14 protein-coding genes are annotated in these 12,065 nt (G+C 33.7%); 4 read left to right on the top strand and 10 right to left on the bottom strand.

Features of this window, described 5'->3' with window-relative positions:
• Together tnpC and IEX12_RS22095 are read left to right on the top strand one after the other, a co-directional pair.
• Positions 1 to 665: IS66 family transposase (tnpC, locus tag IEX12_RS22100; RefSeq protein ID WP_188725914.1), on the top strand; the 665-nt coding region annotated here is incomplete at its 5' end.
• A 625-nt stretch (positions 666 to 1,290) separates the two neighbouring features.
• Positions 1,291 to 1,716 (top strand): hypothetical protein, encoded by a 426-nt coding sequence (locus tag IEX12_RS22095; protein ID WP_188725913.1) that lies wholly within the window; start codon positions 1,291 to 1,293, stop codon positions 1,714 to 1,716.
• A gap of 76 nt (positions 1,717 to 1,792) precedes the next feature.
• On the opposite strand, the gene IEX12_RS22090 is transcribed toward IEX12_RS22095, so the two are convergent.
• Positions 1,793 to 2,371: a cupin domain-containing protein gene (locus IEX12_RS22090; protein ID WP_188725912.1), complete on the bottom strand. Its 579-nt coding sequence runs from the start codon at positions 2,369 to 2,371 to the stop codon at positions 1,793 to 1,795.
• Positions 2,372 to 2,821: 450 nt separating this feature from the next.
• Positions 2,822 to 3,283, bottom strand: a complete 462-nt coding sequence (locus IEX12_RS22085) for an HAD domain-containing protein (RefSeq protein ID WP_188725911.1) — start codon at positions 3,281 to 3,283, stop codon at positions 2,822 to 2,824.
• A gap of 347 nt (positions 3,284 to 3,630) precedes the next feature.
• Here IEX12_RS22085 and IEX12_RS22080 point away from each other — a divergent pair, with 347 nt between their 5' ends.
• On the top strand, positions 3,631 to 4,185 hold the full coding sequence (locus tag IEX12_RS22080) for a hypothetical protein (protein WP_188725910.1): 555 nt from the start codon (positions 3,631 to 3,633) through the stop codon (positions 4,183 to 4,185).
• A 211-nt stretch (positions 4,186 to 4,396) separates the two neighbouring features.
• Here IEX12_RS22080 and IEX12_RS22075 read toward each other — a convergent pair whose 3' ends face one another.
• From IEX12_RS22075 to IEX12_RS23625, 8 genes are all read right to left on the bottom strand, one after another.
• Positions 4,397 to 5,884, bottom strand: a complete 1,488-nt coding sequence (locus IEX12_RS22075; protein WP_188725909.1) for a recombinase family protein — start codon at positions 5,882 to 5,884, stop codon at positions 4,397 to 4,399.
• Entirely contained in the window at positions 5,881 to 6,051 is a 171-nt protein-coding gene (locus IEX12_RS22070; RefSeq protein WP_188725908.1) for a hypothetical protein, read from the bottom strand. Before IEX12_RS22070 ends, IEX12_RS22075 begins: the two co-directional genes overlap by 4 nt.
• Positions 6,044 to 6,229: a hypothetical protein gene (locus IEX12_RS22065; protein ID WP_188725907.1), complete on the bottom strand. Its 186-nt coding sequence runs from the start codon at positions 6,227 to 6,229 to the stop codon at positions 6,044 to 6,046. The genes IEX12_RS22070 and IEX12_RS22065 overlap by 8 nt, the downstream gene beginning before the upstream one ends.
• 136 nt (positions 6,230 to 6,365) lie before the next feature.
• A complete protein-coding gene (locus tag IEX12_RS22060; RefSeq protein ID WP_188725906.1) occupies positions 6,366 to 6,803 on the bottom strand; it encodes a recombinase family protein in 438 nt (145 codons plus the stop codon).
• A 303-nt stretch (positions 6,804 to 7,106) separates the two neighbouring features.
• Positions 7,107 to 8,630 carry a recombinase family protein gene (locus IEX12_RS22055; protein ID WP_188725905.1) on the bottom strand — a complete coding sequence of 508 codons (1,524 nt, stop codon included), beginning with the start codon at positions 8,628 to 8,630 and terminating at the stop codon, positions 7,107 to 7,109.
• Positions 8,627 to 10,012, bottom strand: a complete 1,386-nt coding sequence (locus tag IEX12_RS22050) for a recombinase family protein (protein ID WP_188725904.1) — start codon at positions 10,010 to 10,012, stop codon at positions 8,627 to 8,629. Before IEX12_RS22050 ends, IEX12_RS22055 begins: the two co-directional genes overlap by 4 nt.
• Positions 10,013 to 10,030: 18 nt before the next feature.
• Positions 10,031 to 10,186, bottom strand: a complete 156-nt coding sequence (locus tag IEX12_RS22045; RefSeq protein WP_188725903.1) for a hypothetical protein — start codon at positions 10,184 to 10,186, stop codon at positions 10,031 to 10,033.
• A gap of 79 nt (positions 10,187 to 10,265) precedes the next feature.
• A complete protein-coding gene (locus tag IEX12_RS23625) occupies positions 10,266 to 10,400 on the bottom strand; it encodes a hypothetical protein (protein ID WP_286171343.1) in 135 nt (44 codons plus the stop codon).
• A gap of 458 nt (positions 10,401 to 10,858) precedes the next feature.
• Between IEX12_RS23625 and IEX12_RS22040 the strand changes: the two genes are divergently transcribed.
• Positions 10,859 to 11,974, top strand: coding sequence for a type I restriction-modification system subunit M (locus IEX12_RS22040; protein WP_286171342.1), 1,116 nt, complete (start codon positions 10,859 to 10,861; stop codon positions 11,972 to 11,974).
• The last annotated feature ends 91 nt before the right edge of the window (positions 11,975 to 12,065 follow it).

Here is a 12,065-nt window from a genome sequence, read left to right as displayed (position 1 = left end):
GGTACTTGCATGTCGATGGGTACGCTGGTTATAACAAGATTTCCGGTGTAACATTAGTTGGGTGCTGGGCCCATGCCCGCCGCAAATTTACGGAAGCGTTAAAGGCACTTCCGGATTCAGCAGCACTTTTCACCGTTAAAGCAAAAGAAGGCCTGGCATTTTGTAACCAACTTTATACCATTGAACACGAACTCAAGGACGCTAGCCCTGAAGAACGCTATAACATACGTTTGGAACGCAGCCAGCCAGTAATGGAGGCTTTTTCAGCATGGCTTCGTGAACAAACACCACGTGTGCTGCCCAAAAGCGCGCTTGGAGAAGCAATCAAATACTGTCGTAACCAGTGGGAGCGATTGAGTGGATTCTTACAGGATGGCCGTTTAGAGATAGATAACAACCGTGCTGAGCGCTCGATTAAACCTTTCGTAATCGGCCGAAAGAATTGGCTCTTTAGCAACACCGCAAAGGGAGCAGAGTCCAGTGCGATCATTTATAGTATGGTGGAGACAGCCAAAGAAAATGGATTGAACCCATTTAACTATCTTAGCTACCTATTTGAGGAGCTTCCCAATATGGATACAACAGATGCAAATAAATTAGATCAACTTCTACCTTGGTCCCAGACACTCCCAGAAGAATGTCGTGTCCCAAATAAATCTAAATAAAGCATACATGAAATCCCCATCTGAAAATAGGTGGGGATTATTTTACGCTTACAATTAAAGATATCCCAGCCTTTCTCTTCAATATGTCTGAAGAACAAATCTTGTTGATACTTTAATGATGCTTTCTGTTCTTCCTTATCAGTTGATACACGAATATAAACTGCACATCTCATTGTTTTTCAGGTCCTTTCAGCTTGTTTTTGAGATGTAACAGTGTTTACCTGATATCATTATTGACATTTAACAATATTTTATTATTGAATAGTAATATTGGATTGATTTATGGGTAGTTAATATAGCGGAAGGTTTTAAATTTGGGATAATTATATTTTAAGATGGAAGAATGATACGTTTGATTACAGCCAAAGAAATGTACCACTTGTGTCATCTTTTTTCCCAGTGATTGCCACAGAACTTACCACCTGTTGCCACCGTATTTACCAGTTGGGGGGTTAAAAAAATAACGTAGAAAAAAAAGCCTAATTCCTGCCTATCTTTAACAAGGAATTAGGCTTTTGATGTTCAAAAATCGCGCCCGTTTGTTTTAAATATACCCCTTCCAATTCCAACATAAGAATAAACCCCATTTTTATGGGAATTATAGTTTCAAAAAGGTGTTGAGCTAATGAATAAAATCTTACTATCCATATTCATTTTTACCTTTCTTTCACTTGGTTACAGCGAAATTATTACAGAAGCAAAAACGGAAACTGAGATAATACCCCAAAATCATCCCCCTAGCGTTATGGAAGAAGCATTTTTAAGGTATCTCGGTGAAACTATTCTTGACATAATGAGTAACCACAATGATAAACAGTTATTTACATCTAGCAGAATTGAAAAGATATCAAGGGACATTGCAAATGATTCATATGATGTCTCTTTAAGGGTGATTGGATTCGAAGGACCACTTAACCCACCATTTAAGCTAATTCGAATGACAATTCGTATACCGGGGGAGCAAAACACTAATTATAGCGTTTTGTCCTATTCCCATAGATTTATCTCTGACAAGGAATTTAAAAAGCTATCCAAGAATACAGTAGATTAATTATAGAAATTCTTCTGTTATCCGAACCAATACATTGCTATGCAGTAAAAGCGCCCGATTCTAGAATACCTAGACTTTAATCTCCAGCGGCTTCAGCATCTGCTTTTGTCATATGAACAGTACCAAATGGGTGGTTAGGCGGTCCATAAATGGAGTAAAGCTTTAACGGCGTATTACCTGTATTGGTTACATTATGCCATGTACCAGAAGGTACCATAATGGCAAAATCGTCACCTACATATTTTTCAAAGTCCAAATTATTTTTCTCCTTACCCATTTGAACAAGTCCTTGACCTTCCTCAATACGTAAAAATTGATCAACGTTATGATGAATTTCAAGACCTATATCTTCTCCAACATTAATACTCATTAAAGTCACTTGTAAATGCTTTCCAGTCCATATAGTGTCACGGTAAGTGTTATTTTGTTTGGCAGCTTGATTGATATTTATTACAAAAGGGTTATCTCCCTGATCTTTTAATATGGGATTACTAATATCCCTTTGAATATTTGGATGTGGAGAAAATTGGTTACCATAGCCCTCTGTATTTGGCATATCCCAATAACCGGGATCCCAAATATAATTTAAATTACGCATTGGTACATAACCGTAATAAGGGTTTAGGTGAGGATACATATAATAAAAGTTATTCATTGTGATATACCTCCAGAGATACATGATTATACCCCCATCATATGTCTCGAACACTTATAAGGTGATTATCCTTTTTTTCGTTATCGGGCCGTTTGTTGTTACGGCTCTTATTGAAACCAATCAAATTAGTACAACAAGCATAAAAGTTTATAACTGAATATACGTATGGCTTTTTACTTTTTAATCATTTAGAAAATGTGAGGTGGTAATCACCTGTCATTTACTGGTGCATTTCGTATCATTCAGTGGCTGTAATCATACGTTTAATAAAAATAGCACCCAGTACCCTCTGATCGACTAAATTTGTAGGGTACTAGGCAACTAACATGATTCTCCTGATCCGAAGAGAATCCCACCTGAACAACTTTATAATTATTGACGTGTTATTGGTTTTTATACTTAGTAAAAATCATCTGTTACTTTAATTGGGGGAAATAGTATCAGAAGGCTTTATTGCTTTTTAATTAATTCATCTACTGCGTTAAGAATGTCGTCAGTTGCACGTATACCATCTTCACTGCGGGTTCTTATTTGAAAGTAATTTAGATTTCTTGGAAGTGGATCATCCTCAAGGATAATCACTAAGCATTTTGAATCAAGGTTATCAATAAATGAATTTATTTCATTGTATTTATTTCCGGTATTTTTGGTAAAATGGATATCGTTTTCACTTATATCAATATTATAAATCTCAATAAGCATATGTTTTATTTCAGATTTGGTTAATTCATATTTCCAGTTACTTGAGATGACCAATGAAAATGAATATTTGTTCCTAATAATTTTAATAAGTTGATTTAATGTGTTTATACATTTATCGTCAAATTCCATTCCCTCATGAAATTCTGAGAAACTGGAGAACTTTGTGACCATTACACCGTCAAAGTCTAAAAACAAATACACTTTTCTCATATAATCCCTACTAACTTTAAGAATGATAATTACAGATAAATATTAACATATAACTCATTTACATATATAACATAGATTGGACTATACAGTTGATTGCAATGATGTTGTACCGCCCTCGACCCATTTTACTAATGAATGACAGTTGTATAACATACCATACCTTGTGGATTTTCAATAAGTTTAGGGTCTTCCATAAACTGGCCATATTTTGAACACGATTATTTAAGGTGGAAGCTATATTTTGAATTTATAAATAAACTATTGCCTATGGTATAATTTAATATATTAGGAGATTTTAGGAGAATATCACATTTTGTTGTATATATTGATATGGGAGGGAGTTATTAATGAGCGATGAACAAAAGGCTATCTCAGCCTTAATGGATTTTTTACGTGATGAAAGTAATAGGATATTGTTGATAAGAGGATATGATAATGATGCTAAGTTAAGGGTAGTTCTCTCTTGTTTGAATAGGGAGTTTGATAAGGGGATCATAAGAACAGGTTCTATGTCCGATATATCAGATCATATTAATCGAGCTTTTAACAAAGAATTGTTACCCTATACAGTTAAGTCAACAACTACATATAAATTAGGAAGAATGACTGTTAATATAAATAGTTATGTGACTCATACAAAATCAAATCCCAGTGGTAATGAAAATACTTTCACAATATTTCATCCAGTGCAAACAGTTCTTGATAATCCTAAAAGATTTGGAAAGTTCCTTTGTGATTTAAAAAATAATAGATCTAGGAAAATTATACTAATTACTACAAACGAGTGGGGAATAAGAGAATGGGATATTGAAAATTATGTGGATCAAGTGTTTTTTTATAGCGTAGAAAACGACAATCCGGAAATTATGAGAAATCTAAGGAATAACGGAGCAATAAAGTAAAAAGTTTGAATGGTGGAAATACAATATCGATCAAGAAGCTTCCTTACAGAGAGGCCGCCTAATCTTAAACTGGATAAATAATATAAAACGCAAAAAGATCTTGGAAAACCTCGTGGCAGTCGCTTCCAAAAAGGGCATTGCAGAAATGAAACATTCATTGACTGTAATTTACGGTCAATATGATAAAAAAGAAGCAGTAACCAAGAAAGGTCTACTGCTTCTGAACTGGTGTTGGATTTGAGAATCGATAGTGTATTATCGGTGTCCCATCCTCCTTTACTTCTATTTTTGAAATTAGTCGGTGCAAAATCTCAGGAGTTAATTCCTCAAAGTTAAGAAATTCAATTAGTTCTTGTTTTAAATATTCTGTGCTATCGTTAGCTTTTTGATCCTCAATCGTAGACAGCAAGGTATCTCTTTCAGAAATTAACTCGTTAATTTCAAAATTATTTGCTGCTATGCCTTCGTTATAGTCTTCTTGGGTAACCTTCCCATCCACCAACATATTGATGAATTTCATTTTTCGCCCCTTTAGGATACTTATCTGTTTGGTTAGCCTTTCCAGTTGTTCCTCCAATTTCATTTTTGATTTATTGGTATTAAATTCAAGCCTTTTAATAAAGTGATCCCTATCGATTTGTTTTGCTAACGGGTTAATGTCGGATAATATTATATCCTTTAATAATTGTTCTTTTATTGCATGGTTACTGCAAGCTTTTTTCCCGTAACGGGCGTAATTGCCGCAAATATATCCCTTTCTATTACTTCGATACCACATTTTTGAACCACAATCAGCACATAACATTGTGTTGGTAAAAAGGTGCTTTTTGGGAGCGGTAATAAATTTAGTCCTCGTTTTCATTTGCTGCTGCACGAATTCGAATACTTCTCGACTTATAATTGGCTCATGGGTATTCTTTTTAATTATTTGAAGTTCCGGCTCTACTTTTTCCCGCTTTTTACTTGTTACGCTTTTTGTTGTTGTACGTCCTTGGACTAGAATTCCGGTGTAATGCGGGTTAGAAAGAATAAGCTTGATTGTCGAATCATTCCATTTGTTTCCCACGTTTCTTTTGCCTGCTATTTCAGCCGGTGTAGGGACATTATCATTATATAGTCCTCGTGCTATACTATCGCGCCCCTTTCCAGCCAAATACTCATTATAGATTCTTTTAACTATTTTAGGGGTATCATCGTCTCTTATAACCAATTTACCATTGTTAATCTTATAACCATATGGGGGTATTGAACCACTAAATATTCCTTTATTTGCTCTGGTTTTTAAAGATTCTTTTACACGTGTGCTTGTGTTCCGTGATTCCTGTTCATACATCCAAGCATATAGACCGAACATAGCAGTGTCGCCATTTAGAGTATCGATTGCATTATCCAAAGTAATGATGTGGATTCCTTGTTGCTCACATAAGTTTTTTATCCTGTAGGACAGTTCACCATTTCGGGCTAATCGAGACAGTTCTTTTGCCAAAATAATGTCAAACTTTTTATCATAAGCATCTTCAATCATCCTTTGAAGATTTTTTCGTTTGGCTGTCGTACCGGACTGGACATCTATATAAAATTCATAGATATCCCATCCCTTTTCTTCAACATATCTATAGAATAAATCCTGTTGGTACTTTAATGATGTTTTTTGTTCCTCTTTATCTGTTGAAACCCGAATATAGATTGCACATCTCATAATATATCAAATCCATCACGATTATATTGGGATGATGTTAGGTTTTCTTTGTTGGCATTATTAACCATTTCGTCAATTTTATTATGAATAATTAGATTAATAAGTTCGGTGAATCCAGTCCTTGGATCAGTATAAATACGTCTTGCAACTTTACTATTATTACTCATTACCAAAAACCCCCTTAACGAAATTCACATTTTTTGAAAATAGAGTTTTACGGTATTCTTGTAGGAATAGGCCTAATTCTTTCTCCATAACTGCCTTGTAATAATTTTTCCTAATCTGCCGTTCTCTTACGCTATTATTTATTCTAATATAAGCAATAACCTTGTCCTTATTTTCCATTAATAACATCCTTTCAAAATAAAAAACGCAGGGGAATACATAATCACCGTATTTTAAGTGACTATGTAACCACTGCGTTTTTCGCTTATTATTGGGTTACTTTACTGTATTGTTTTAATTCCATTGGTAAATAAAATTACTTCATTTTTGCTGCTACAATGCCAGCCTTTATTCTTTGGCTTTGAGCATGGGATTCCTGTTCATAAAACCAAGATAAAAGACCGAGTTCAAGATTACCATTAGTTAGTGTATCAATGGTGTTATCCAAGGTGATAATGTTAACTCCCTTATTTTCACATAGGGCTTTTAATTGGTATGATAATTCACTATTCTTATTCCTTAGTAATCGGGAAGAATCAGTTGCTATAATCATATTAAACTTTCCCAATTTAGCATCCTCAATCATCTTTTTAAGGCTATTGCCCCTAGTAGTTCCTGATCCAATATCAACGTATTGTTTATATATAGTCCATTGTTTTTGACTAACATAATCATTAATTTTTTGTGATTGGATAGCTACGTGCTTATTTTGGTGGTTCTTACTTGCCGTTCTAATATAAACTGCGCAATTCATTGTTTTTCACCTTCCTATTTAAACGAAATATTTATGATCGGATAATCCGTTGGCGATTAACCAAAATTCATTGTATCTTCGCATTTCCATATTCGAAGTGTTTTTTAATAAAGTTAATATTTTTTAGGTTTATTTTTTCGGTTTTTTGACCATAAAGTAAATAAGGGGTTCGGTTTTACAGTCAGCGAAGAATTCTTCGATGGTTGAAAAACCGAAGACTTACCCCTGAAAAGCCTTGATATCAAGGCTTTTCAGGGTAAGGCCATTTCCACTTTAGAAAGATGGGTCTTCGTTTTCGGTTATTTAACCAGATAAACCATTAATTTGTGCGATTTTTTCGGTAAAGTAACCAGTAGCATTCTCTAACGCGACAAAAGGTGATAATCTGTAATTAATTTCTATATCGTTGTTTTTTTCTAGGTTTACGATTACATCCTTAAAATACATTAGAAAAAATGTTCTCAGTTCGGTGTCTGTAAAATTTAAAAAGCTTTGCTGTTGCAAATACTTTATAAATATTGAAAGGCCATCGTCATCATCAAGAATCCTATTGATTTCATCCATTGTTATAGTTATATTCAAAATTTCATTTTGTAAATAATGTTTAGAATCTATAAATGCTTCTTCTAATTGTTTGTTTTCTTTGATGTCAGAGGCAAGCATTCTTTCATTATATAAAGTCTGTTCTAGTTGAATTTTGAATTTCTTCCTAGCAGTTTCCAAATTTTTATTCCAACCCACAAGTTGTTCGTTAGCGGTAGTTACAATGGACGATAATTGTGTTGACCATTTACTTAATAAATCGTTTAATACGACTTGATGGACTTTAATGATTGGAAGATTTCTTTTGCATTTAAGGCATCTATAAACCATATATTTTCCTTTTTTTCCTTTTGGTGAGTTATCTTTTGCACTCATAAAAGAGTCACATTTCTTACATTTAATTACGCCACGAAGGTAATATGGTGTATCCATAATACCGTGATTTTTTTTCAAATCGTTGACCTGTTTAATTAAATGTGAAGAAGTAGCGGATACAATTGGTTCATGTGCATGTTCAAATAATAAATCTATTTCATCATCAGGTTTGGGTTTACTATTTTCGTAACTTGTTCTAACATTCCATGCCAAGTTCCCGTAATAAACTTTGTTGTTAAGAATATAGCCGATTGTACTACTGTTCCAATGTTTGATTTTCGCTGTAGTTATTTCACAGTTATTTAAATGCGCGGCAATTGAACCACGAGAATGTCCCCAGCCCGCTAAATGGAAAATATACTGAACAACAATAGCATCTTCATTAGGATATAAGATTCCGTCTACCATATTATAGCCAATGGGAGCAGGGGATCCCGGACGTTTACCAGCCGAAAGTAAATTTTGTTGTGCATCTTTTGCACGAGTTGATTTTATTTCAGATTCTTCTGCTGCAAATACTAATTTCGCTTGGACAAGTGGATCATCAGGATTCCATACACCATTTGATTGGGTGCTATAGAATCTCAATTTTGGATATTGTGTAGTTATTGGCTCGTACACATCGTAATAAAAGTCAGTTATGCTTCTTGTTATTCTTGATTCTTCATAAAAGCAAATAGCTTCTACTCCGTTTTCAAGATCTTCGTAAATTTTTTGTATGCCACTTCGTTTGGCAATATTACCACGAAAGGCGCTTGTGGCTTTATCTATACGCCAAGCAATAATTTCAACACCTTCCCTTTCTGCTAAAAGAAGGATTTGGCTTTTTTGAATTTCCAACGAGTGCTTCCCATCTTGTTTTGAGTCAGAATACCTTAGATATCCTATTCCTTTAATTTTATTATTCATGAAACTTCAACATCCTTTGCAAACTTTGATAAAAATAATTCAATTCCTACATAGGTTTCATGGACATGGATCTCATTGACAAGTAATTCTGTCAATCTTAAAAGGTTATGATCCGAAAAGTTATAATCTACACTTAAAGCAAGTTCTTCGATTTCCTTAAATTCATGTCTCAGAACTGATAAGCTTGTAAGATCGTTTCCTATTTTGTTGTATTCCTTTTTTAGTGCTTTTAATTGATTAATCATATCCTGACGTTTTGAATTATTCGCAGGATTTAAGGTGCATACCTGAAGTGATAATTCCAGATATTTATTTGATATTAGGTTTTGATTACGGACAAGTTCGTTATTTTTTCGTTTAATACCGTCCTGAGATAAGCGTTTAAACTTTTTGATAGTGATTTCTTTTACGTGGTCTAGTACAGCTTTATCTACTAAATCTCCAAGAACCTCGGAATTTATTGCAATTCTTTTATGACTGGCACGGCAAACATAGTAACCACTGTCAAACACATTTTCTTTACGGTGTTTCATTGGGTTTCCGCATATGCCACATAAGGGAATAGCTTGATGATTTTTCTTAACTTCTAGTACTTTGTTTTGATATCTAGTTACAAAACTTTCTAGTACTTTGTTGGCAGCAACAAATAATTCTAAATCTATTATTGGTTCAACATGAGAGAGTAGTTGATAACTGTGAGTTGCTTTGAAATGACCAGCATAAAAGGCATTCTCAATAATTTTTAAAATTTTATTTGGGTCCTTAATTTCTTCTTTTTTACGATCCTTTAAAAAGTTAAAGAACTCATTTTCATTTTGAATTTTACTAAAGTCATTAAATAGTTTTTCAATGGATCCACGCTTTGTTTCATCAATGACAAATCTCACTTGATCTTTTTCTTTAATTCTTGTATATCCGTACAATTTAGAAGGGTATTGTTTTCGTGCATCAGATGTACGCGCTCCGATATTTTCGCCTTCTTTTTGACCAAATATCCCATAGAATGCCTCTAAAGATAATTTATTACTAAATAAAGGTTCGTTGCTAGCTGTATAGGTTATCTCAATGTCGTTATCTATAAATATTCTATTAATAACTGCGCTCTCGTAGAAATTTCTCTGTATTCGATCACGCTTATAGCAAATAATCTGTTTTAGCTTATTCTCTTTTGCCATCTCGAGCATCTTCATTAGTTCAGTTCTATTTTCCATAGATAGTTTAGTAGCAGAGACATCTTTATCAATGAAAAATAATACAAAATCTTCATCACCGGTTAAGCCTTGTGACTCTAAATATCTATTTGCTGCTTCTTTTTGCAATTCAAGGTTTTGTGCTGCTGAGCTTACACGAATATATACAGCTATATATTTTTGTTTCTCCATGACGTTCTCCTTTCATTTTTAATTATTACTTATTAGTAAAGAGTGGAGTTTGCCATCCTTCTTAGCTATATGGTCAAGTAATGTTTTTTCAATAAATCGTTCCAACCATATTTCAGAATCAGATGGAAGCTCTTCAGAATAAGAGACTTTTACGACTCTATAAGTTCCATTCATGGTTATCCCTCCAGTTAAAATATTTGATATTCATCTTTGACTGAAGGGGTATTATTTATACTTTGGGAATACGGCTTGCTTATAATCCTTTTGAAACCATATCAAGGGATAATTGAATGTTTCCTTCTTGATTTTTATTATTTATAGAAGTTGGCTTAATCACTAATTTAGTTTCATATCCGGGAATCTTCAGTTTTTCTATGATCTTGTTCATAATTTAATCCCCTTTGGCGGATAAATAAATTTACTACAGCTCTTGAAATCCCATGTGATTCGCAATGTTCTAAACAACGGTATGGCCACATATAATCTCGCCCTCCATTATCGTCCATCAAGGATGTCCTCCTTTCCCATATATTTTTTATGCTTTTGGCCTCAAGCGTTAATCATCTTACCTTTAAGATATTAATATTCTTATAGGTAAAAAGTCCTATCTTAATAAAAATTTGGAACAAGTTTTAATTAGGTATGAGAATTGACAATATAAAAGTAGGCTATAAAAGGTGTCTATGTCCTTTTTATATTGGGGTTTTCTGCGTTATAATGGGATATAATTGATATTAATAATGTCATGATAATAGACTGGCTAATGGGGATGAATGTCCTAATTCAAAAATAATTAATTTATAGATATAATTGTGAGATTTAATATAGATGATAGGAGAATTTATGATGGCTAAAAAGAAACAATTAAATGATAAAAGCATAGAAGAAACTTTATGGGATTCCGCTAACAAATTACGAGGTTCAGTTGAGACTTCAGAATATAAACACGTCGTATTAGGACTTATCTTCTTAAAATTTGCAAGTGATAAATTTGAAGATCGAAAAGCTGAATTAATTACTGAAGGTAAAGAAAAGTATGTTGATATGGTAGAGTTCTATACCATGAAAAATGTCTTTTATCTGCCAGAAATATCTCGATGGGGTTACTTAGTGGAGAACGCGAAGCAAGAAGATATTGCACTAAAAATTGATACCGCCCTTTTTACCGTAGAGAAAAATAATCCTGCCTTAAAAGGAGCCTTACCTGATAATTATTATTCTCGATTAAATCTTGATGTTAGTAAACTTGCATCCTTAATAGATACTATTAATAATATCGATACTCTCAGAGATAAACAGCAGGATATTGTGGGAAGGATTTATGAATATTTTCTTAGTAAGTTTGCATTAGCAGAAGGAAAAGGGAAGGGAGAATTCTATACCCCCAAGAGCATTGTAAATCTAATTGCAGAAATGCTTGAACCATATAAAGGTAAAATTTATGATCCCGCTTGTGGTTCAGGGGGCATGTTTGTTCAATCAGTAAAATTTATTGAATCACATCAAGGAAGTAAAAAAGATGTCTCGATTTATGGTCAAGAATATACAACAACGACTTACAAACTGGCAAAGATGAATCTTGCTATAAGAGGAATTTCAGCAAATCTTGGGGATACTCCAGCGGATACTTTCTTTAATGATCAACACAAGGATTTAAAGGCGGATTTCATAATGGCGAATCCCCCATTTAACCAGAAACAATGGAGAGCCGATAATGAATTAATAGATGATTCACGTTGGGCAGGTTACGAGGTACCACCTAGAGGAAATGCCAACTATGCTTGGATTCTAAATATTGTATCTAAATTATCCGAGAATGGTGTAGCTGGATTTTTATTGGCAAACGGTGCATTAAGCGGTGGTGGTGATGAATATAAAATTCGGAAAAAGTTGATTGAAAATGATTTGGTAGAGGCCGTTATAATGTTGCCAAGGAATCTTTTTTATACTACCGACCACTAGCATTGCATAAATATAGTCAAAATGTTCAGTAAGTACTATTCCCGTAATTTTTGCCAAAAAGTCAAAGTCCAATCAAAGGTGGCACCGTCCA

It is taken from the genome of Lentibacillus populi, from assembly GCA_014642895.1.
Taxonomy (GTDB): Bacteria; Bacillota; Bacilli; order Bacillales; family Amphibacillaceae; genus Lentibacillus_C; species Lentibacillus_C populi.
Note: the sequence above shows the minus strand (reverse complement) of the source record. Positions and strands in the feature narration are given on the sequence as shown.